This window comes from Streptomyces sp. NPDC053560, assembly GCF_044544605.1.
Taxonomy (GTDB): Bacteria; Actinomycetota; Actinomycetes; order Streptomycetales; family Streptomycetaceae; genus Streptomyces.
Genome location: NZ_JBITXI010000013.1, coordinates 77,346 through 96,933 on the forward strand (window position 1 = coordinate 77,346; position 19,588 = coordinate 96,933).

The following is a 19,588-nucleotide window of genomic DNA, read 5'->3' on the forward strand; positions in this document are numbered from 1 at the left end:
ACGGACGAAAAGGGACAGGGCAAACCTGGCATCGCCGGGCCCGCGGCACACCTCCGTCGGGCGGCGCGCCGGGCCGGGCTTCGCACGCCGCGTAATGCGCCGGGCGACCCGGTCCGGGCGGGCGGCGGTTCAGCGCCGGGGGATGCCGCGCATCCCCACCTCCGCGGCGACCAGCCGTTCCAGGGCCTCGTCGGGGTCCTCCAGGCCCGGTACGCACACCACGTCGCCGCGCTCCAGTGCGGACAGCGAGGCGGTCACCACCTCGTCCACCGGCATTCCGCCCTCCGCGTGAACCTGCTGCGCAAGACCCCCGACCGACTCCTCACCCGTCGTCAGGTGGAACTCGGTGGCGGTGAGTCCGGGACACAACACCTGAATGCGCAGCGGCGAGTCCGCCAGCTCGGCAGCGAGAGTGCGGGTGAAGGTGACGACATATCCCTTCGTGCCGCCGTAGACGGCGCGCCGGGGGAGCGGGTCCGGCGGCAGCGAACCGGCGAAGGCCAGCCGGGAGGCGACGTTGACCACCGCGCCCCGGCCACGCGCCAGCATGCCGGGCACGGCCGCCCTGGCCAGCACCGTCAGCGCCGTGACATTGACGCTCAGCACCCGCGTCAGCAGCGCCGGGTCGACCTCCGTGAAGTACCCGTAGCCGTTGATGCCCGCGTTGTTCACCAGCAGCGCCACGTCCTCCCGCGCGACCCGCTCGGCCGTCCGCGCCAGGTCCTCCGGTTCCGCCAGATCGGCGACGAGCGTCTCGACGGCGACCCCGGCCGACTCCCGCAGCCGGCCGGCGATCTCGTCCAGCCGCTCCGCCCGCCGCGCCACGAGCACCAGGTCCCGGCCGGCCTCGGCCAGCCGCTCGGCGTACCGGGTGCCGATACCCGAGGAGGCCCCGGTCACCACCGCCGTTCCGGGCCCCGCACTGCCTGCTCCGGTCGTCCCCATCCCCGACACTCCTTCACTGATCGGCATACGGCCGGGCGCCTGCCCGGTGTGCTGACGCGCACTCAGGGCGGCGCCCTGCGAGCAACCGGAACACACTACTCCGCGCCCTGTCCGTGGCTTGTCACCACGGTGTGCGTCCCGCCGTCACTCACGCAGCGTCACGGTCTCCCTGGTTTTCGGCCGGCGGCCGGGTGGGAGTCATAGCCGGCATGCGACCGGCACCCCGCACCGCTCCGGGCATCCGGGGGCCGGCCCGAGAACGTCCAGGAGAAACCATGAAGCTGACGCCCACAGGGATGAAGACCACGGCGGCCGCCGCCGTCATGGTGGCCGCGCTCGCCGTCCCGGCCGCCACCGCTTCCCGGCCCGCCATCGCGTACGCGTCCGCCTCGCAGCCCGCACCGACCCGTGCCGCCGCATCGGCCGCGGCGGTCCCGCCCGGCCTGTCCTGCGACACCGGCAAGCACGCCAACGACGCGTACACCGGCTACGCCCTCTGCCGGAACAACGGCAGCGCGCGGCAGACCTTCTGGGTGCACCTGGTCTGCGGCTGGGCGCCCGACGTGGACGGCGAGCACGTCGCCCTCGACCCCGGGCGGCCCGGCCAGTCCACGGCCCACTGCGGTCGCATCGGCACCGGCATCGGCGAGATCCAGGTGCGGCCGTAGCACCGCGGAGCCACGGGCGGGGGCCTGCCGTTCGGGTGGCAGTACGTGTGTCGCTCCGGCGACTCGGCTACTGATCGACCCGTGGGGTGGTGGGAGCACACCGCCTCTTCCCGTGGCAACCGATGGAGGTATGGATGATCCGCACCGCGCTGCGCCTGGCAGCGGTCGCAGTCCCCGCAACGGCACTGGTCCTGGTCGCCGGCGGCACCGCGTCCGCGCACGATGACAACGACTTCCTGAAGAGCAGGATCATCATCACGAAGACGCACCACGACAAGAGCGGCTCCGGGCACCACGGCTCGTACGCCGGCCACGAGTGGACGCACTCGATCTACATCGAGACCGGCATGGGCGAGGACCTCGCCTTCGACGGCGACTGACCGGGCGCCGCCGCGGACCGGGCCCCGCTCCTCACGAGGAGAGCGGGGCCCGGACGCGTGCCAGGCAGGCTCAGCCGGCGCTCAGCGGCGGTACCGCCGGGACCTCGATGGCGTTGTCGATGTCCTCCTGGGTGAGGCGGAACTGCGCCGGGTAGGACTCGCGCCGGGTGCGGCGGTCGGGTTCGGTGGTGCGCCAGGTGTAGAGGCAGCGGGTGCACTGGAGCACGTCCCAGACACCGGGGACGGGGGAGTGGGCGAGGGTGTCGAGCGCGTCGTGCGCACAGCGGGGGCAGATCATGCGAATTCCAGGTCTGTAGATCTCTATGGCGATGAGTGGGTAAGTCGATGAAGCGATGTCGCTGAGGGGCGCGCCGCGCGTCAGCGCTTCGCCAGCATCGAGGTCAGCCGGCCGATCCACTCCTTGGTCTCCGGCAGGTCGCGGACCGGGGTGCTGAAGTTGCCGCGGTTGTCGGGGGAGACCGGCGTCGTCGCGTCAATGATCATCTTGCTGGTGATACCGGCCGGGGTGGCGGCCGGGGCCAGCTCCAGGACGGACAGGTTCGGGATGACCACGACGTCGTCCTTGGGGTTCACCTTGGCGGACATCGCCCACATCACCTGCGGGAGGTTGAAGGGGTCCACGTCCTCGTCGACGAGGATGACCTGGGCGACGTAGCCGAGGCCGTGCGGCGTCGTCATCGCCCGCATGCCGACCGCCTTGGCGAAGCCGCCGTACCGCTTCTTCGTGGAGATGATCACGGCAAGGCCGTGCGTGTACATGGCGTTGACCGCCTGCACCTCCGGGAACTCCGCGCGCAGCTGCTTCAGCAGCGGTACGCAGGTGTTGGGCCCGACGAGGTAGTCCACCTCGGTCCACGGCATGCCCAGGTACAGCGACTCGAAGACCGGGTTCGTACGGTACGAGATGCGGTCGATGCGGACCACGGGCATCCGGCGGCCGCCGGAGTAGTGGCCGGTGAACTCGCCGAACGGCCCCTCGATCTGCCGCTTGCGCCCCTCGATCACGCCCTCGATGACGACCTCCGAGCCCCAGGGGACGTCGAAACCGGTGAGCGGCGCGGTGGCGATCGGCGCGGGCGCGCCGCGCAGCGCGCCGGCCATCTCGTACTCGGAACGGTCGTACCCCATCGGCATGCCGGCCACGATCGTCGTCACCGGGTCGTTCCCCAGCGTGATCGCGATGGGCAGGTCCTCGTCGCGGCTCTCCGCGGCCTTGAGGTGCAGCGCCACGTCGTGCACCGGCACCGGCTGGATGGCGAGCCGGTCGCGGCCGATGACCTCCAGGCGGTACGTGCCGACGTTCTGCTTGCCGAAGTGGTCCGGGTCGTCCGGGTCGCGCGAGACGACCGCGGCCTTGTCGAGGTAGAAGCCGCCGTCCCCGTCGTTGAGACGGAAGAGCGGCAGCACCTCGAAGAGGTCGACGTCCGCGCCCTCCCGGGTGTTCTCGCGCCAGGGGGCGTCCTCGCGGCGCTCGGGCGGGACGGGAAACGCATCCCAGCGGCGCGCGAACTCCTCGACCTGGTCCTTGACCGAGGTGGCGGCGGGCAGGCCGAGCGCGAGGGCATGGTTGCGCCAGGAACCGTGCACGTTCAGGGCGATACGGGCGTCGGTGAAGCCCGTGACGTTGTCGAAGTACAGGGCGGGCGCGCCTTCGCCGATGCGGCCCGCCGCGTTCGCGGCGGCGGCCAGGTCCGGCTCGGGCAGCACCTCGTCGGTGATGTGCAGCAGCTGACCCTCCTCGTCGAGGGTCGTCAGGAAACTGCGCAGGTCGTCGTAGGGCATGGGTACTCCTGTGATGAGGGGGGTGAGGGCGGCGCGTGGGCGTCAGGCGGCGCGGGCCGCGCGCATGCCCTCCCACCGCTTCGCGGCCGGTGCGGGCAGGTCGAACTGGTCGATCACACGGGCCGTGATGTGGTCGACGATGTCGTCGACCGAGGCGGGGTGGTTGTAGAAGGCGGGCATCGGCGGCACGATCTGCACGCCCATCCGGGCCAGCGCCAGCATGTTCTCCAGATGGATCTCGCTCAGCGGCGTCTCCCGCGGGACGACCACCAGCTTGCGGCGCTCCTTCAGCACGACGTCCGCGGCGCGGCCGACCAGCCCGTCGGCGTAACCGGCCCGGATTCCGGCGAGCGTCTTCATCGAGCAGGGCACGATGATCATGCCGTCGGTCCGGAACGAGCCGGAGGAGATCGACGCGCCCTGGTCCTCGGGGCTGTGCACCACATCGGCCAGCCCGGCGACCTCCCGGGCGCTCCGCCCGGTCTCCAGCTCGATCGTGGACCGGGCCCAGCGGCTCAGTACGAGATGGGTCTCCACCTCCGGCAGCTCGGCCAGGTGCTCCAGCACCCGGATCCCGAAGACCGCCCCGGTCGCACCCGTCATTCCGACGATCAGCCGCACGTCACACCTCTGCTCTCCGGCAGCTTCCGGCTCATCGCTGCCTCTTCTGCGACCGTAGGAGGAGGTAAACGGAAAGCAGCAGTACGCTACGGACTCGGTATGGGGAAAAACGGACAGCTCTCGATCACGGACGTCGCCTACCGGCCCTCTCTCGGTGCTCCTCTGGGCATGGACGTCCTCGACTTCGCCGAATTGCGGGCGCGCGGCCACCGTCGCGGCATCGACCTCGCGACGCCCCAGCGCCCCGGCTTCCACCACCTGATCCACGTCGGCGCCGGCACCCTGCGGCACACCGTGGACTTCTCGGAATACGCGCTGGGCCCCGGCAGCTGGCTGTGGATCCGGCCGGGCCAGGTCCACCAGTACGTCGCCGAGGACCTGGTGACGGCGCGCGGCACCATCGTCATCTGGCAGCCCGGCTTCGCCGACGCCGAGGCGCCCTTCGAGCAGGCGCCGTTCGTCCCGGAAGGGCCGCACGTCCGCGCCACCCAGCTCGCCCTGCGCCACCTCACCCACGAGTACGCCGACCTGGCGTCCATCCCCCTGCCGGCGCACATCGAGGCGCTGCGCCTCCTGCTGACGGTGCTGCTGCTGCGGCTCGCCCACGCCCGCCCGGAGCCCCCCGCCGCCCACCGGCCCGGCGGCACCTTCGCGCACTTCCACGCCGCCGTGGAGCGCGACTTCGCCGACACTCACCGCGTGGCCGACTTCGCCGACGCGCTGGGCTACAACACCCGCACCCTCACCCGCGCCACGCTGGCCGCCACCGGGCTGACCGCCAAGCAGTACCTCGACGCGCGCATCCTCCTGGAGGCCAAGCGCCTGCTGGTGCACACCGACGCCTCGGGGGCCGACATCTCCCGTCGGCTGGGGTTCCGGGAGCCCGGCGATTTCTCCAAGTTCTTCCGCAAGCGGGACGGTCGCACACCGCAGCACTTCCGGGCAGTGGCGCGCGGTACGACCCGGTCGGTGATATCGGGTGAAAATCCGACGACTCGGTGACCTGATGGACCTCGGTCGGCCATCAGGGGCAATCGCCCGAGCGTCGTCCCTCCTGAGGCGTGCCGGAGGTGAACCATGGGGGCGATCAACCCACCTACCTGAAGAGGTATGACATGCGCAAGACCTTCGCTCGCACCGCCGCGGCCCTCGCCATCGCCTCGGCCGCCATCGTTCCGATGAGCGGCGTCGCCTCCGCGCACAACGGTGACGGCGGCGGCATGATCAGCGGTTCCGCGGGCAGCTACACCAACGTCGGTGGGCACGACGGCGTCACCACTGTGGGCAACTCCGAGGCCGCCGCCTACTGGATGGACCACGCCCTGTCCATGCACTGACCGGCCCGCGCGACGGCTGAGCCGTCGCGGACCGGTGGCGGTGCCGCACCGACGCGGGTGCGGCACCGCCGCTTTTGTGTTCAGGGCCCCTCGGCCCATGTGGTGACGGTGCGTCAGGACGCCGCGGCGTCCGCCGCCGCCCGCTGGGCGTCATGGGCGTGGATCCACCCGAAGTCCGCCGGGACCGTGGCCAGCTTCCGGTCCCGCCGCTCGGCCGCAGGCCCGTCGGGCAGGTGCAGGAGGCCGGAGGTGACCCAGGAGCTGCGCTGCACCTGCCGGGTACGCACCCGGCGGAGCCGTTCGTACCGCCGCAGCGCCACGTCGTACGCGCCGGACCCGCCGGCCGTCCGCGCGTCGGCCAGGCAGTCCGCCAGCGTCACCGCGTCCTCGATGGTCTGGTTGGCGCCCTGCCCGTGGTGCGGCAGCATCGCGTGCGCCGCGTCCCCGAGCAGCGCCGCACGCCCGCGGCTCCATCTCCGCAGGGGCGTCTGCCCGAACAGCCCCCACCGGGCACTCTGCGGTGCACCCGACAGCATCTCGATGATCGCCGGGTGCCAGCCCTCGAACGCGGCCAGCAGCTCTCCGGGCGCGGCCTCGGTCCGCCAGGTGTCCTCGGCCCACCGGTCCGGTCCCTCCACCACCGCGAGGAAGTTGACCGTGCCTGCGCTGTCGATGGGGTAGTGCAGCACGTGCGCGCCGGGACCCATCCAGAACTGGATGGCACCGGGGTCGGGCAGTGACGGCATCGCCCCGGCCGGTACGAGGCCACGGAAGCCGCTGGTTCCGGAGTAGGCGGTGACGTCCTCGTCCGTGACCCGGCGCCGCACGGTGGAGTGCACGCCGTCGGCGCCGACGACCAGATCGGCCCGGGTGCTGCGGCCGTCGGCGAATTCCAGGCGTACCCCGTCCCCGCCTTCGGGGTCCTCGGTCACGCCGCTGACCGCCGTGCCGAGATGCAGCCGCTCGCTGCCCCAGGCGTCGCCCAGGACGCGCTGAAACGCCGCGCGGTGCACGCCCAGGTAGGGCCCGCCGAACCGGGTGCGGTACGCGGCGCCGACCGGGTGCGCGGCGATGCGGCGGCCGTCCTTCCAGTGCCGGTGGACCAGCTCGGTCGGCTCGGCGCCGGCCGCGGTCAACCGGGCGTCCAGGCCGAGCCGGGCGAGCAGCCGGGTGGCGTTGGCCGAGAGTGCCACCGCGGCGCCCACTTCCCGCAACTCCGTTGCCTGCTCATGGATTTCGGCGTCGATGCCGCGGGCCCGCAGGGCGAGAGCCAGGGTGAGCCCGCCGATTCCGGCGCCCACGATCGCGATGTTCGGGCCGTTTGCGCCCATCCCTGCCTCCTCGTCTCGCCTCTTTGATGTACCGATCGGTACATCAATGGAATGCGTTGGACCTTAGATGTACCGATCGGTACGGTCAAGGGGTGCCTCGTGCGACTGATCCCGGAAAACGGACCGAACTGCTGGACAAGGTGGTGCGCCACCTCGAACACCATGGGCTGGCGGGCCTCTCCCTGAGCCCGCTCGCCGAGGCGGTGGGCACCAGCAAACGCATGCTGCTCTACTACTTCGGCAGCCGCGAGAACCTCCTCGCGCAGGCCCTCGCGGCCAGCCGGCCCGACGCCGAGGCCATGTTCGGGCCCGTCCACGACGCGGCCGGGCTGCACACCGCCGCCCGCGAGCTGTGGGAAGCCATCACGGTCGGCAGGCAGCGCGGGCTGATCCGCATGCTGCTCCAGCTGCTCAGCCTGGCCACCACGCAGCCGGAGCCGTACGGTGCGCTGGCCGCCGACGCCGTCGAGGTCATGGTCGGCCCGATCGCCGCCGCGTACGCCCGGCTCGGTTACGACGAGCGGGACGCCAGGGTCCGGGCCACCCTGCTGGTCTCCGGCCTGCGCGGCCTGTGCCAGGACCGCCTGGTCACCGGCGACACCGACCGCATCGACGCCGCGGCGCACCGCCTCATCGAGGACGCCACGAGCCCGGCCCGCTGAGCCGGCCCAGCTGACTCTCGTCGGCGGGGCCGCGGTCAGGGTGTGTCCGCGTACCGCCGCGCCAGTTCGGCGACGGTCCGGGCGACGGCGGCGCGCAGTTCGGGCGGGCCGAGCACCTCCGCCTCCGTGCCGAGCCGCAACAGGTCGGCGACCGCGACGGCCTCCGTCTCGACCGGCATCTGCACCCGCACCCACCCCTCCCCGTCGGGCGGCCCGGCCGTCTCCAGCGCGCGGGTGCCCGCCGCGCCGAACTGCATGGGGAGCAGCCGCTGGGCGCGGGGCGAGATCCGCAGCCGGGCGGTGCCCTTGTGCAGCGCGCTCTCCAGCCGGCGGGAGGACTCCGCCCAGTGGGCGGCCAGGTCGAAACCGTCGGGCCGCTCGAAGGTCTCGTCGGTGGCGTCCGCGGAGAGAAGCCGCGCGATCCGGTAGGTGCGCGGCGTGCCGTCCGCCAGCGCCACCAAGTACCAGATCCCGCTCTTGAGTACGAGGCCCAGCGGGTGCAGCACCGCCCGGCGGTCCTCGCCGCCCCACCGCCGGTAGTGCACGTGCAGCACCCGCTGTTCCCACACCGCGCGCGCCACCTCGGTCAGGTGCGGGACGGGATCGGCGTCCCGGAACCAGGCGGGCGCGTCGAGGTGGAACCGCTCCTGGATGCGCCGCGCGCGATCGGCGGGACCTGCGGGCAGGGCCGCCCGCAGCTTCAGCTGGGCGGTGGTCAGGACCGCGCCGAGTCCCAGCTCGCGTGCGGGCCCGGGCGCCCCGGCGAGGAAGAGGGAGTCGGCCTCGGCGTCGGTGAGCCCGGTCAGCCGCGTGCGGTACCCGTCCACCAGGCGGTAGCCCCCGGCCGGCCCGCGGTCGGCGCACACCGGGACGCCCGACGCGCCGAGCGCCTCGATGTCCCGGTAGACGGTACGGACGGAGACCTCCAGCTCGGCGGCCAGCTCGGGCGCCGTCATCCGCCCGCGGTTCTGGAGCAGCAGGAGCAGCGAGAGCAGGCGGTCGGCGCGCATGGACCTCATTGTCGTACGTACCTGACAGAAGATGTCAGGTACTGCCGCCAGGCTGATCGCACACCGCGCGGAACGAGCCGTGCGACCGATCGAGAGGGCGGCCATGCCCGTACAGACCTCCGGCCACTTCACCTATGCCGACTGGACGGAGCGCACCGTCGGTCCGGGCGAGGCCCACCCGAAACTCGCGCACGCCTCCGTCGTCAACTCCTTCACCGGCGGCATCGAAGCGGCCGGGACGACCTGCGAATACACCATCGTCTACGGGACGGAGAAGACCGGGACGTTCACCGGCATGGAGCTGCTGACCGGAAGTCTCGACGGTCGCGCGGGCACCTTCGTCGTGGCGGAGAGCGGATTCTTCGGTGCCGACGGGACCGTGCACTGCACGTTCGAGGTGGTGCCCGACACCGGTACCGGCGAGCTGGCCGGGCTGCGGGGGGCCGGGACCTTCACCGCCGTGCGCGGCGAGTCGGCCGTTCCGTACACCTTCGACTACGAGCTGGACTGACACCGGCAGCCACGGAATTCACTCGTGTGAGTGTGGTGTGAGGTGAGGCTCTGAGGGGGCAGGAGGCCGGCGGGCCATGGGCACCGCCGGCCTTCCTGTGGACGTCCGGTCCTTCAGGACTGGGGACGGCTGCCGTGGTTGGCACCGTTCTTGCGACGTGCCTTCTTCTTGCGGCGGCGCTTGGACGACATGACGGCTCCTTTCTCGCGTTGCTTTCGCCGAGATTCCACCCTTTCATACCGGTATCCCGCTCGGCGATCTCGGGGCCTCGTACCCAGCCCCGCTCGCGCAACGCCCCCTCTTTCCCGTGAACCACCTCACGCACCCGCGTGGCTCAACGACCGGGCGCCACCTCGGACACCGTGCGATTCAGTGACCCTGCCCCCGGTAGTCGGGTGAAGCTCCGTTAGTACCGGGCCGTCGCGCGGAAGGACGGTCACGTCACATCCATGATGCGAGGGAGAGAGCACCGTGCGTACCCGACTCGCGGCAGGTGCGGCAGCCGCCGCCTCCATGATCGTCCTCTTCGGCGCCCCCGTGGCCGCCGCCTACGCGCCGGCGTCCGCCGCCGGCACCGTCCAGGCCGCCGACCCCGGCGACGAGGACCCCGTCAACGGCCCGGCGAGCGTTCCGGGTGACCCGCAGCCCCAGCCACAGGGTGCCTTCCCGGGCGAGGAGCAGCCCGCGGAGCCGGGCCTCCAGCCGGGCCAGCCGCCGCAGGGCGACGCCACCAAGGGCGAGACGCCGCAGAAGGGCGGTCTCCTCGGAGGCGGCGGCAAGGGCGGCCTCCTGGGCCTGGGCCTGCTGGGCCTCTGACGGCCCTCCGGCTCCGGCCGGGGAACGCCCGTACGAACTGAAGAACACCCGCGGCAGGGGGCCGACCGGACGGCGGCCCCCTGCCGCACGCCTGTGCCCACCTGCGGGTGGCCGGAAATCGGTGCGGCCCGCTACCGCCCTGTGTGAGCGACCGGTTACCGTGCGGAACGCCCGGAGCTGATGGCGTATCAGCAGCGTATGGCGGTGTGCGACCCGGTACACCGGCGCCGCCGCATGCCTTCAGTACGCACGAGATCCGCACAAGGAGAGCCCGCAGTGAACCGTCTTCGTACCGTGCTCGCCGCACTCGGCCTGGCCGCCGGGCTGGCGGCGGCCCCTGCCGCGAGCGCCGCTCCGCAGCAGCAGGAGGAGCGTCCCGCGGCCGCTGCCGCCCGGCCGCAGCCCTGCACCGGGAAGTTCCAGGGGGACGCGCGGCTCGGCCCCCAGTGGCTGCCGAACAAGCGGCTGGCACCGGTCGGCCCGCTGCTGAAGGGCTACCAGCGGACCGGCTCCCTCTCGCCCAGTGCCTTCCTGAAGAAGTACTGGGAGGGCCCGGCGGACTCGGGCAGCTGGAAGTATCCGCCCAACGACGGGTTCGCCGAGGTCAACGGCGAGGTGGACAAGGAACCCGCGAAGCTGCGCACCGGCCAGCGGCTGGACCGCTTCGGATCGGAGTTCGGCGGCTACCTGGCACCGGCCGGCGATGCCTACGCCGAGCGTGCGCTGCCCCCGCAGAACCTCAACACCCGCGAGCCGGCCTCGCCGTGCGACTACCACACGTACAAGGTGATCAAGCCGTTCTGGGTGTGGCAGGGCAGCATTGCACCCTGGTTCGAGCAGCCGGGCGGCGGCCAGCAGATCAAGCTGGACGCGGTGTTCCTGAACCCGGGCGAGGGCCAGCGGCTCAACGTGAAGTGGCTGGTGGACCACAAGTACCTCACGCGCGCCGACGCCTGACCGGCGCGGACAGCAAGGAGGACGCCATGGACCGGCAGGAGCTGCGGGCGTCGCTGCGCGCGGCCGGCGTCGCCGACGGCCACTACCGCATCGAGGGCGTCCACGAGCCGGCTCCCACGCCCCCCGACTTCCTGTACCTGCGCAGGACGCCGGACGGGGCGTGGGAGACCGGCGGCTACGAGCGCGGCACGTACGAGCCCCTCACCCGCCACCCGGACGAAGCGGCCGCCTGTGCCCACCTGCTGGCCCTCCTGACGTGAGGGCGTAGGCGATGCCGGTGTCCAGGTCGCTGTCGTGGCCGGAGTGGAAGGCCGCCCGGTAGGCGTCGTCCCCGAGGAGGCTGCGGGCCCGGTCCTCGCACGCCTCGCGAGCGGCGACGAGCTCGGGCGAACCCATCCGGGGGCTGCCGAGCGAGTGCCAGACCTGCTCGGCGATGCCGAGGAACCGGGCGGCCGTCTCCGCGAGACCGGAAGCGACGGCCGCACCGGCGAGCACGTCGACGATCAGCGCGATGCCGAGGCTGTCCCGCAGCCGGCGCTTGCCGTCGAGGGCGGTACGCGCGTGCGCCGCGGCCTCCTCCGGCCGCCCGAGTCCCAGCGCGGCCATGGCACGCACGTAGTCGCCGTACGCCAGCGCCCAGGTGTCGCCGCACCGGGCGCACTCGGCGGCCATGTCCTCGGCGACCGCCATGGCCTCCGCGAACTGTCCGTCGTGCACATGGACGAAGGCCCGGGCGATCCGCACCGCGAACCACTCCGCGTCGTACTGCCCGGTGCCGGGCCGGGCACGCGGCACCGCGTCCAGCACCTCGGCGGCCTGCCGCTGCCGGCCCAGCATCGTGAGGCTGCCGCCCTTCAGGAAGGCGGCGGCGAACACATGCGTCTCGTCGAGGTCCCCGGCCACGGCCTCGCGGAAGGCCTCGGCGAGCCGGAGGCCGGTCTCCGCCTCGCCCAGGATGATCGCGGCGCGGCCGCAGGACCACAGGGCTTTGGCGCGCACCGGTCCGGGGGAGCTGCTCAGGGCCAGTGCCCGGTCCAGATAGTGCCGGCCCTCCTTGGCGAATCCGCAGGCCGACCAGAGGAACCACAGCGCCCCGCCGAGGTCCAGAGCGCCGTCCGCGTCCCGTTCGGCGAGGCAGAAGTCGAGTGCGGCGCGCAGGTTGGTGTGTTCGGCGACCGCCCGGTCGCGCCAGACGAGCTGGTCGGGCCCGATCCAGCCGGCGTCGGCTGCCCGGCTCAGGTCCAGGAAGTGGTCGCGGTGGCGGCGGCGCACCCTCCGCTCCTCGCCGAGCTCGTGCAGCCAGTGGGCACCGAACTCGCGGATCGTGTCCAGCATCCGGTACCGCTCCCCGTCCCCGGTGGGGACCCACTCCACGATCGAGCCCTCCACCAGCGCGGCGAGGAGGCGGGGAACCTCCTTGGCCGACAACCGCTCATCGGCCAGCACGCGGGCCGCCGCCTCGGCGTCGAAGGTACCGGCGAACACCGACAGCCGCGCCCAGGCCAGCCGTTCTGCCGGACTGCACAGCTGGTGGCTCCAGCCGATCGCGGTGCGCAGCGCCTGGTGCCACGGGGGATCCGCAGGGTGCGTCGCGCCCTCGGTGTCGCCGAGGAGCGCGTAGCGGTCGTCCAGCCGCTGGTTCAGTTCGATCAGCGGCATCTCGCGCAGGCGGGCGGCGGCCAGTTCCAGGGCGAGGGGCAGCCCCTCCAGGCGGCGGCACAACGCCGCGAGTCCGGGCCGGTTGGCGTCGCTGACGGTGAAGCCCGGTACGGCCTCGGCGGCCCGGTCGGCCAGCAGTACGACCGCGTCCGCGGACTCGTCGCCGTCCCCGGGGACCGGCAGCGGATCGAGGGTGAGCACCTCCTCGGCGGGCAGGCCGAGCGGGCGGCGGCTGGTCGTCAGGATCCGCAGTCCCGGCGCGACGGCCAGCAGCGTCGCCGCCGCGTCCCGGCACTCCTCGACGAGGTGTTCACAGGTGTCCCAGACCAGCAGGGTCTCCCGGCCGGCCAGGTACTCGGTGATCACCTCCAGCATCGGGCGGGTGGACTGATCGACCAGCGGCAGCGCCTCGGCGATCGCGTACGGCAGGAGCCGGCCCTCGCTCAGCGGGGACAGCTCCACCCACCACGCCCCGTCCGGGAAGCGCGGCTGCACCTCACCCGCGGCCCGCCGTGCCAGCCGGGTCTTGCCGACCCCGCCCACCCCTGTCACGGTCACCAGCCGCGACCGCCCGAGCCACCGTCCCAGCCGGGCCAGCTCCGCCCGCCGTCCGACCAGCCGGTCCCGCTCCGCCGGCAGGTTCCCCACCCGCCGCTCTTCCATCACTTTCGGCCATCCCCTTCCAGGTCCTGTCGTGTCCCCCGCCCATAGGTGACTCGGTGTTAGCAGCACACCGTGTCGCCTACGGGGAGTTTGGTCACTTCGGCCGCGGCACGCCGCTCCGGCGTGGAAGGATGGTCTGCGCTCCACTCTCTTTCCGGGGTTGCCGGCTTTCCGGGGGTGCCGGACTACGGCTCGGGGTCAAGCTCCGGCAGGGCGTTGGCGCGGGCCACGTCCGCGTACCAGTGCGCGCTGGCCTTCGGGATGCGCCGCCCGGTCGGGTAGTCCACGTACACCGCGCCGAAGCGCTTGCTGTAGCCGTAACCCCATTCGAAGTTGTCCAGCAGCGACCACAGGAAGTAGCCGCGGACATCCACGCCGTCCGCGATCGCGCGGTGCACGGCCGACAGGTGGCCGTGCAGGTACGCGATCCGGTCCGGGTCGTGCACCGCACCGCTGGGGTCGAGGTAGTCGTCGCCCGCCGTGCCGTTCTCGGTGATCATCAGCGGCAGGTCCGGCACGTCCGCCTTGAGCCGCAGCAGGAGGTCGTACAGGCCGCTGGGATCGACGGCCCAGCCCATCGGCGTCGTACGCCCCGGCGGCCGGTGGAAGACCACGTCGTCGGCGGCCGGCCACGGGCTGTGCCCGCTGGCGCCGTGGCCGTCGAAGGAGTGGTCGGGAGCCTCGGAGCCCGCCGCGGACACCAGCGTCGGTGTGTAGTAGTTGACGCCCAGGAAGTCCAGCGGCCGGCGGATCGTCGCGGTGTCACCGTCCCGCACGAAGGACCAGTCGGTGAGCCGCGCCGTGTCGTCCAGCAGGTCGGCGGGGTAGGCGCCGGTCAGCAGCGGGCCCATGAACACCCGGTTGGCGAGGGCGTCGATGCGGCGCGCCGCGTCCACGTCCTGCGGGCTGTCGGTGCGGGCCCGTACCTGGTGGATGTTGAGCGTGATCGAGACGTCCGCCTCCGCGGGCAGCCCCGCGCGCAGCGCCTGAACCGCCTTGCCGTGCGCGAGGTTGAGGTGGTGCGCGGCGCGCAGCGCGGCCACCGGGTCGGTACGGCCGGGCGCGTGCACCCCGGACGCATGGCCGAGGAAGGCGCTGCACCAGGGCTCGTTGAGCGTGGTCCAGGTGCGGACCCGGTCGCCGAGCGCCTCGACGGCCAGCGCCGCGTACTCCGCGAACCGGTCGGTGGTGGCCCGCTCCGGCCAGCCGCCCGCGTCCTCCAGCTCCTGCGGCAGGTCCCAGTGGTACAGCGTGGCGACCGGCCGGATGCCCTTCTCCAGCAGCTCGTCGGTCAGCCGGCGGTAGAAGTCCAGGCCCTTCTGCACGGCCGGGCCGCGCCCGGTGGGCTGGACGCGGGGCCAGGCCAGCGAGAAGCGGTACGCGCCCACGCCCAGGTCGGCCATCAGGGCGACGTCCTCGCGCCAGCGGTGGTAGTGGTCCGTGGCGATGTCACCGGTGTCACCGTTGCGCACCTTGCCCGGGGTGCGCGCGAAGGTGTCCCAGATGGAGGGCGTCCGGCCGTCCTCGGCCGCCGCGCCCTCGATCTGGTACGCGGCGGTGGCCGTGCCCCAGAGGAATCCGGGCGGGAACGTGCGGGCGGTGGTGGGCTGCGGGGTGGTGTCCACGGTGTGTGATGCGGTGGTCAAGGGAGTCCTTTCCGGAGACGGAGCGGAGGAGGCGCGGGAGGTGGTGAGCGGGCCGGCGGTCATCCCTTCACCGCGCCCTGCATGATGCCGCCCACGATCTGGCGGCCGAAGACGACGAACATGGCCAGCAGGGGCAGCGTCCCGAGCAGCGCGCCCGCCATGATCAGTGACTGGTCGCGGACGTAACCCGCGCTCAGCTGGGTCAGGGCGACCGGGACCGTCGGGTTGGTCATGTCCAGCGCGATGAACGGCCAGAAGAAGTCGTTCCACGCGTGCACGAACGTGATCATGAAGAGGACCGCCATGGCGGGGCGGGCGACCGGCAGCACGACACTCCAGAAGATGCGGAGCGAGTGCGCGCCGTCCACCCTGCCCGCCTCGACCAGTTCGTCGGGCAGCGCCTCGGCCAGGTACTGCCGCATGAAGAACACGCCGACCGCGCTGACCAGGGTGGGGAAGATGACCGCCGGCAGCCGCTGGCCCCAGCCCAGCTCGCTCATCATCATGAACAGCGGCACCACGCCCAGCTGCGGCGGCACCATCATCGTGCCGATGACGAGCATGAGCAGGATGTTGCGGCCCCGGAAGCGGAGCTTGGCGAAGGCGAAGCCCGCGAGGGTCGCGAACAGCACGGTCGACAGCGCGATGACACCCGCCACGATCAGACTGTTCGTCATGGCCTTGCCCAGCGCCGCGTCCTGCCACGCCTTGCCCAGGTTCTCGAAGAGGTGCGGGCCCGGCAGGAACGGCGGCGGGGTACGGGAGACGCGGCTGTTGTCGCTGGACGCCGCCACCATCGTCCAGTACAGCGGGAACAGCGACGCCACGGTCGCAAGGCCGAGCAGCACATAGGCGACGGGTCCGGCGTGGTGCTGGCGCCCGGCTCCCGGCCGCAGGGACAGCCGGCGGCGGGCGGACGGACGCATACGGTCCGAGGGTGCGGCCGGACGCCGTTCCGCCGCCGGGACCTGGAGACTGTCGGTGGTCATGACTGGCCGCTCCTGGACAGGACGCGCCGGGCACCGGCCGGGCGTCGGGTGAGGCGCCGGACGACGCGCTGGACGACGAAGATCAGGATCAGCAGCAGGAACATCGCCCAGGCGATGGTCGCGGCGCGCCCCATCTGGTAGTTCTTCCAGCCCTCCTCGTACAGCAGCAGGCCCAGGGTCTGGTACTGGTTGTCGGCGCCGCCCGTGATGCCGTTCGGTCCCTGGCCGAAGATCAGTGGTTCACCGAACAGCTGGGTCGCACCGATCGTGGACAGCACGATGGTGAAGACGACGGTGGACCGGATGCCGGGGATCGTGACCATACGGAACTGCTGCCAGCGCGAGGCGCCGTCCAGGGCTGCTGCCTCGTACCGTTCCCCCGGTACGGCCTGCATCGCCGCCAGGTACAGCAGCGCGTTGTATCCCGTCCAGCGCCAGATGACGATCGCGGAGATGGCGAGCTGCGCCGCCCACTTGTCGTTCTCCCAGTTGACCGGGTCCAGACCGACCAGCCCCAGCAGCCAGTTGATCATCCCGAAGTCGCGCTCGAAGAGCATGGTGAAGACCAGCGCCGCGGCGCCCACCGACGTCGCGTACGGCGTCAGCGCCGCGACCCGGAAGAAGACCGAGCCGCGCAGCCGGTAGTGGAGCAGATGCGCCAGCCCCAGCGCCATCAGCAGCTGCGGGACGGTGGAGACCACGCCGAGCGTGAAGGTGTTGGCGAGCGCGTTCCAGAAGCGGTCGTCCTCCCACAGCGCCACGTAGTTGTCGAACCCCACCCACTCCATGAGGTCCATGGAGGACAGCTCCACGCGGTGCAGCGAGATCCACGCGGTGTAGAGCAGGGGATAGAAGCTGAAGGCGGCGAAGACGACGAAGAACGGGGCGACGAAGGCGTACGGAGCGCCGCGCACGTCCAGCCGGTGCCAGAACGTACTCCGCCGGAAGGTCTGCAGGGCCACCGGGATCCTCCTGTGTCGGTCGGGTGCCCGGCGGTCAGCCGGTGGCCTTCTTGATGCGCTCTTCGGTGTCCTTCCAGGCCGCGTCCGGGCTCTTGCCCTGGGCCTCGATGAGCGACAGCCCCTGCGAGAAGATGTCCTTGATCGTGCCGTCCTTGCGGCCCAGCACCTGCTCGTCGGGGATCTCCCGGGCCGCGTCACCGAAGATCTGGCCGATGGGCGCACCGCTGAAGTACTCCGACTTGGCGTCGGCCACCTCGGGTGCCTTCAGGGCCTTCTCCGACGACGGGAAGTTGCCGAGCTTCTCGAAGAGGAACGCCTGCTGCTCCGGAGCCGTGAGCCAGGCGACCAGCTTCTTCGCCTCCTCCTTCACCGGGCTCTGCTCCATGACGCCGAGGAAGGAACCGCCCCAGTTGGCGCCCTTGGGGGCCTTGGCCACGTCCCACTTGCCCTTGTTCTGCGGGCCGGCCTTCTCGCTGATGTGGGCCAGCATCCAGGCCGGGCACACGGTGGTGGCGAAGGTGCTGTTGGCCAGGCCCGGGTCCCAGCCCGGCTGGAACTGCCGGAGCTTGGCGGTCAGCCCCGAGGAGCCGGCTTCGGAGGCCAGCTTCCAGGCGTCGGTGACGACCGGGTTGTCCTGGTAGATCAGCTTGCCCTTGGTGTCGTAGAACTGCTGCGAGCTGCCGTAGATCATGGCGTTGAACAGACCGCTGGAGCTGTCGGTGAAAGCCACCTTGCCGCCCTTGTAGCCGGACTTGAACTTCCGTCCGACATCGACGTACTTCGACCAGTCGCCCGCCCACAGCGCGGCGACCTTCTCGCGGTCGGTGGGCAGGCCCGCCTTGGCGAACATGTCCTTGCGGTAGCAGACGGCCATCGGGCCGATGTCGGTGCCCAGGCCGATGACCTTCTTGTCCGCGGCGGTGACCTGGTTCTGCTTCCACGGCAGGAAATGACCGGTTCCGGGCACCTTGGAGAGGTCGGCGAACTTGTCCGCCCGGGTGTCCACGATCTCCTTGGCGCGCAGGACCTCGACCCCCTGGATGTCCTTGAGGCCGCTGCCCGCGGCGAGGTGGGTCTGCAGGGCGGTGTAGTACGTCTGCTCGTCGCCGGCTATCTCGGCCTTGATGGTGACGTTCGGGTGCTCCTGTTCGTAGCGCTCCAGCAGGCCGGTCTCCTTGAAGCCCATGACGCCGTACAGGCCCATGGTGATCGTGACCTTGCCGTCCTTCACGCCGCCGCCGGTGCCCCCATCGCTGCCGCCGCAGCCCGCGACCAGGCCCAGCGCGGCGACGGCCGCGACCGCGGCCAGGGATCTCTTTGTCATCGTTTTCCGAACGCTCACCGTCGGTCCCCTCCCGGGTTCATATGGAAGTGGGTACGTTCCCATTCGCGGCAGTGCGGGACTGGGAACGTGCCCACCGATGTTCCGGAAGAGTGGCCGCAGTCGAGGCCCGTGTCAATGACTTGAACGCATAAGGCAGTTGACGCTCCGCTCGCGGGAAGCCCGAAGTTCGTCCAGGCATCCCGTAGGGTCTGGCACAATGCGCTGGTGACGGGCGCGGGGACGGGCAACGGCGGGGGAGGCGCGATGGCGGGCGGACAGCGGCCGACCATAAAGACCGTGGCGGCGCGCGCCGGAGTCGGCCGCACCACGGTCTCCCGTGTCATCAATGGTTCGACGCTCGTCAGTGACGAGGCCAGGGCCGCCGTCCTCGCCGCCATCGACGAGCTGAAGTACGTCCCGAACTCCGTCGCCCGCGGCCTGGTCACCAGCAGGACCAACTCCATCGCCCTGGTCGTCCCGGAGTCGGAGTCCCGGCTGGGCGCCGAGCCGTACTTCGCCGCCGTCATCCGCGGCGTCAGCACCGGACTCGCCGACACCCGTACCCAGCTTCAGCTGATCCTCGTCCGTGACCAGGGCGAACGCGACCGGCTCACCGAATCGGTGGCGGAGCGGCGGGTGGACGGCGTGCTCGTGGCCTCGGTGCACGAACACGATCCGCTGCCGGCGCTGCTGGAGGGCATCGGTCTGCCCACCGTCCTCGCCGGGCGCCGCTCGCCCGAGGAGTCGCTGAGCCACGCCCACGCCGACAATGTCGGAGGCGCCCGCGCGGCCGTTCGGCACCTGCTGGAACGGGGCCGCACGGTCATCGCCACGGTCACCGGGCCGATGGACATGGACGTCGGCCGCGGCCGGCTCCAGGGCTATCAGGAGGCGCTGCGTGAGGCCGGTGCGCTGCCCGGCGAACGGCTGATCGCCCGCTCGGACTTCACCGAGGAGGGCGGCCGGACCGCCGTGCGGTCGCTCCTGGCGCGGGCCCCGGAGCTGGACGCCCTCTTCGTGGCCTCCGACGTCATGGCGGTGGGCGCGCTGGCCGAGCTGCGGGGGCACGGGCGGCGGGTCCCCGAGGACGTGGCGGTGGTCGGCTTCGACGACTCCTTCATCGCCCGGCACACCAGCCCGCCGCTGACGACCGTACGCCAGCCCGTCGAGGAGCTGGGCACCACCATCGCCCGTGTCCTGCTGAGCGAGATCGCCGATCCCGACGCGCCGCGGCAGCGGATCACCCTGCCCACTGAGCTGGTCGTGCGCGAGTCCTCCTGACCGCCGGTACGCGGCCCCGGGCC

At 71.9% G+C, this 19,588-nt stretch carries 22 protein-coding genes; 10 read left to right on the plus strand and 12 right to left on the minus strand.

The genetic code is table 11. The annotated features are described in order from the left end of the window. Positions 1-129 precede the first annotated feature (129 nt). The gene (locus ACIGQF_RS28760) at positions 130-945 is read right to left on the minus strand and encodes an SDR family NAD(P)-dependent oxidoreductase (protein ID WP_399715979.1); all 816 of its coding nucleotides are present in this window, start codon (positions 943-945) and stop codon (positions 130-132) included. 275 nt (positions 946-1,220) lie between these two features. Between ACIGQF_RS28760 and ACIGQF_RS28765 the strand changes: the two genes are divergently transcribed. After that, complete coding sequence (locus ACIGQF_RS28765; protein ID WP_399715982.1) at positions 1,221-1,613, plus strand: hypothetical protein; 393 nt, start codon at positions 1,221-1,223, stop codon at positions 1,611-1,613. A gap of 134 nt (positions 1,614-1,747) precedes the next feature. Then, on the plus strand, positions 1,748-1,993 hold the full coding sequence (locus tag ACIGQF_RS28770) for a hypothetical protein (protein ID WP_399715984.1): 246 nt from the start codon (positions 1,748-1,750) through the stop codon (positions 1,991-1,993). Positions 1,994-2,063: 70 nt separating this feature from the next. On the opposite strand, the gene ACIGQF_RS28775 is transcribed toward ACIGQF_RS28770, so the two are convergent. The 3 genes from ACIGQF_RS28775 to ACIGQF_RS28785 all read right to left on the minus strand — a co-directional run bounded on the left by ACIGQF_RS28775 (position 2,064) and on the right by ACIGQF_RS28785 (position 4,417). Beyond that, positions 2,064-2,291: a non-oxidative hydroxyarylic acid decarboxylases subunit D gene (locus ACIGQF_RS28775; RefSeq protein WP_399715987.1), complete on the minus strand. Its 228-nt coding sequence runs from the start codon at positions 2,289-2,291 to the stop codon at positions 2,064-2,066. 80 nt (positions 2,292-2,371) lie between these two features. Continuing rightward, entirely contained in the window at positions 2,372-3,796 is a 1,425-nt protein-coding gene (locus tag ACIGQF_RS28780; protein ID WP_399715990.1) for a non-oxidative hydroxyarylic acid decarboxylases subunit C, read from the minus strand. 42 nt (positions 3,797-3,838) lie between these two features. Then, a complete protein-coding gene (locus tag ACIGQF_RS28785) occupies positions 3,839-4,417 on the minus strand; it encodes a non-oxidative hydroxyarylic acid decarboxylases subunit B (protein WP_030607277.1) in 579 nt (192 codons plus the stop codon). 99 nt (positions 4,418-4,516) lie between these two features. On the opposite strand from ACIGQF_RS28785, the gene ACIGQF_RS28790 reads away from it, so the two are divergent. Together ACIGQF_RS28790 and ACIGQF_RS28795 are read left to right on the plus strand one after the other, a co-directional pair. Then, the gene (locus ACIGQF_RS28790; RefSeq protein ID WP_399715994.1) at positions 4,517-5,419 is read left to right on the plus strand and encodes an AraC family transcriptional regulator; all 903 of its coding nucleotides are present in this window, start codon (positions 4,517-4,519) and stop codon (positions 5,417-5,419) included. Between the two features lie 113 nt (positions 5,420-5,532). Further along, entirely contained in the window at positions 5,533-5,754 is a 222-nt protein-coding gene (locus ACIGQF_RS28795) for a hypothetical protein (protein WP_399715996.1), read from the plus strand. Positions 5,755-5,867: 113 nt separating this feature from the next. On the opposite strand, the gene ACIGQF_RS28800 is transcribed toward ACIGQF_RS28795, so the two are convergent. Further along, a complete protein-coding gene (locus tag ACIGQF_RS28800; protein WP_399715999.1) occupies positions 5,868-7,085 on the minus strand; it encodes an FAD-dependent monooxygenase in 1,218 nt (405 codons plus the stop codon). Between the two features lie 92 nt (positions 7,086-7,177). Between ACIGQF_RS28800 and ACIGQF_RS28805 the strand changes: the two genes are divergently transcribed. Then, the gene (locus tag ACIGQF_RS28805; RefSeq protein WP_399716001.1) at positions 7,178-7,747 is read left to right on the plus strand and encodes a TetR family transcriptional regulator; all 570 of its coding nucleotides are present in this window, start codon (positions 7,178-7,180) and stop codon (positions 7,745-7,747) included. Positions 7,748-7,782: 35 nt separating this feature from the next. Here ACIGQF_RS28805 and ACIGQF_RS28810 read toward each other — a convergent pair whose 3' ends face one another. After that, positions 7,783-8,757 carry a helix-turn-helix transcriptional regulator gene (locus ACIGQF_RS28810; protein WP_399716004.1) on the minus strand — a complete coding sequence of 325 codons (975 nt, stop codon included), beginning with the start codon at positions 8,755-8,757 and terminating at the stop codon, positions 7,783-7,785. A gap of 103 nt (positions 8,758-8,860) precedes the next feature. On the opposite strand from ACIGQF_RS28810, the gene ACIGQF_RS28815 reads away from it, so the two are divergent. Beyond that, positions 8,861-9,268: a DUF3224 domain-containing protein gene (locus ACIGQF_RS28815; protein ID WP_399716006.1), complete on the plus strand. Its 408-nt coding sequence runs from the start codon at positions 8,861-8,863 to the stop codon at positions 9,266-9,268. Between the two features lie 113 nt (positions 9,269-9,381). On the opposite strand, the gene ACIGQF_RS28820 is transcribed toward ACIGQF_RS28815, so the two are convergent. Continuing rightward, positions 9,382-9,459 (minus strand): 50S ribosomal protein bL37, encoded by a 78-nt coding sequence (locus ACIGQF_RS28820; RefSeq protein ID WP_370443954.1) that lies wholly within the window; start codon positions 9,457-9,459, stop codon positions 9,382-9,384. A gap of 280 nt (positions 9,460-9,739) precedes the next feature. On the opposite strand from ACIGQF_RS28820, the gene ACIGQF_RS28825 reads away from it, so the two are divergent. The 3 genes from ACIGQF_RS28825 to ACIGQF_RS28835 all read left to right on the plus strand — a co-directional run bounded on the left by ACIGQF_RS28825 (position 9,740) and on the right by ACIGQF_RS28835 (position 11,301). Next, positions 9,740-10,084 (plus strand): hypothetical protein, encoded by a 345-nt coding sequence (locus ACIGQF_RS28825; RefSeq protein ID WP_399716008.1) that lies wholly within the window; start codon positions 9,740-9,742, stop codon positions 10,082-10,084. Positions 10,085-10,360: 276 nt separating this feature from the next. Next, positions 10,361-11,041, plus strand: a complete 681-nt coding sequence (locus ACIGQF_RS28830) for a TNT domain-containing protein (protein ID WP_361551388.1) — start codon at positions 10,361-10,363, stop codon at positions 11,039-11,041. A gap of 26 nt (positions 11,042-11,067) precedes the next feature. Beyond that, positions 11,068-11,301, plus strand: a complete 234-nt coding sequence (locus ACIGQF_RS28835) for a hypothetical protein (protein WP_399716012.1) — start codon at positions 11,068-11,070, stop codon at positions 11,299-11,301. On the opposite strand, the gene ACIGQF_RS28840 is transcribed toward ACIGQF_RS28835, so the two are convergent. The 5 genes from ACIGQF_RS28840 to ACIGQF_RS28860 form a co-directional block, all read right to left on the minus strand. After that, positions 11,243-13,348 carry an ATP-binding protein gene (locus tag ACIGQF_RS28840; RefSeq protein ID WP_399716016.1) on the minus strand — a complete coding sequence of 702 codons (2,106 nt, stop codon included), beginning with the start codon at positions 13,346-13,348 and terminating at the stop codon, positions 11,243-11,245. The two genes, ACIGQF_RS28835 and ACIGQF_RS28840, sit on opposite strands and share 59 nt — an antisense overlap. Before the next feature lie 200 nt (positions 13,349-13,548). After that, positions 13,549-15,072 carry a GH1 family beta-glucosidase gene (locus ACIGQF_RS28845; protein WP_399716018.1) on the minus strand — a complete coding sequence of 508 codons (1,524 nt, stop codon included), beginning with the start codon at positions 15,070-15,072 and terminating at the stop codon, positions 13,549-13,551. After that, a complete protein-coding gene (locus tag ACIGQF_RS28850) occupies positions 15,069-15,998 on the minus strand; it encodes a carbohydrate ABC transporter permease (protein WP_399716021.1) in 930 nt (309 codons plus the stop codon). Before ACIGQF_RS28850 ends, ACIGQF_RS28845 begins: the two co-directional genes overlap by 4 nt. After that, positions 15,995-16,966 (minus strand): carbohydrate ABC transporter permease, encoded by a 972-nt coding sequence (locus tag ACIGQF_RS28855; RefSeq protein ID WP_399716488.1) that lies wholly within the window; start codon positions 16,964-16,966, stop codon positions 15,995-15,997. The genes ACIGQF_RS28850 and ACIGQF_RS28855 overlap by 4 nt, the downstream gene beginning before the upstream one ends. A gap of 28 nt (positions 16,967-16,994) precedes the next feature. Then, on the minus strand, positions 16,995-18,284 hold the full coding sequence (locus ACIGQF_RS28860; protein WP_399716024.1) for an extracellular solute-binding protein: 1,290 nt from the start codon (positions 18,282-18,284) through the stop codon (positions 16,995-16,997). Positions 18,285-18,548: 264 nt separating this feature from the next. On the opposite strand from ACIGQF_RS28860, the gene ACIGQF_RS28865 reads away from it, so the two are divergent. Next, positions 18,549-19,565 (plus strand): LacI family DNA-binding transcriptional regulator, encoded by a 1,017-nt coding sequence (locus tag ACIGQF_RS28865; RefSeq protein ID WP_399716490.1) that lies wholly within the window; start codon positions 18,549-18,551, stop codon positions 19,563-19,565. Positions 19,566-19,588 lie beyond the last annotated feature (23 nt).

Excerpts from the sequence above, each read along its gene's own strand:
- ACIGQF_RS28760 (WP_399715979.1), bottom strand. The coding sequence starts at position 945 with ATGGGGACGACCGGAGCAGGCAGTGCGGGGCCCGGAACGGCGGTGGTG.
- ACIGQF_RS28765 (WP_399715982.1), top strand. The coding sequence starts at position 1,221 with ATGAAGCTGACGCCCACAGGGATGAAGACCACGGCGGCCGCCGCCGTC.
- ACIGQF_RS28770 (WP_399715984.1), top strand. The coding sequence starts at position 1,748 with ATGATCCGCACCGCGCTGCGCCTGGCAGCGGTCGCAGTCCCCGCAACG.
- ACIGQF_RS28775 (WP_399715987.1), bottom strand. The coding sequence starts at position 2,291 with ATGATCTGCCCCCGCTGTGCGCACGACGCGCTCGACACCCTCGCCCAC.
- ACIGQF_RS28780 (WP_399715990.1), bottom strand. The coding sequence starts at position 3,796 with ATGCCCTACGACGACCTGCGCAGTTTCCTGACGACCCTCGACGAGGAG.
- ACIGQF_RS28790 (WP_399715994.1), top strand. The coding sequence starts at position 4,517 with ATGGGGAAAAACGGACAGCTCTCGATCACGGACGTCGCCTACCGGCCC.
- ACIGQF_RS28795 (WP_399715996.1), top strand. The coding sequence starts at position 5,533 with ATGCGCAAGACCTTCGCTCGCACCGCCGCGGCCCTCGCCATCGCCTCG.
- ACIGQF_RS28800 (WP_399715999.1), bottom strand. The coding sequence starts at position 7,085 with ATGGGCGCAAACGGCCCGAACATCGCGATCGTGGGCGCCGGAATCGGC.
- ACIGQF_RS28810 (WP_399716004.1), bottom strand. The coding sequence starts at position 8,757 with ATGCGCGCCGACCGCCTGCTCTCGCTGCTCCTGCTGCTCCAGAACCGC.
- ACIGQF_RS28815 (WP_399716006.1), top strand. The coding sequence starts at position 8,861 with ATGCCCGTACAGACCTCCGGCCACTTCACCTATGCCGACTGGACGGAG.
- ACIGQF_RS28820 (WP_370443954.1), bottom strand. The coding sequence starts at position 9,459 with ATGTCGTCCAAGCGCCGCCGCAAGAAGAAGGCACGTCGCAAGAACGGT.
- ACIGQF_RS28835 (WP_399716012.1), top strand. The coding sequence starts at position 11,068 with ATGGACCGGCAGGAGCTGCGGGCGTCGCTGCGCGCGGCCGGCGTCGCC.
- ACIGQF_RS28845 (WP_399716018.1), bottom strand. The coding sequence starts at position 15,072 with ATGACCGCCGGCCCGCTCACCACCTCCCGCGCCTCCTCCGCTCCGTCT.
- ACIGQF_RS28850 (WP_399716021.1), bottom strand. The coding sequence starts at position 15,998 with ATGACCACCGACAGTCTCCAGGTCCCGGCGGCGGAACGGCGTCCGGCC.
- ACIGQF_RS28860 (WP_399716024.1), bottom strand. The coding sequence starts at position 18,284 with ATGACAAAGAGATCCCTGGCCGCGGTCGCGGCCGTCGCCGCGCTGGGC.
- ACIGQF_RS28865 (WP_399716490.1), top strand. The coding sequence starts at position 18,549 with ATGGCGGGCGGACAGCGGCCGACCATAAAGACCGTGGCGGCGCGCGCC.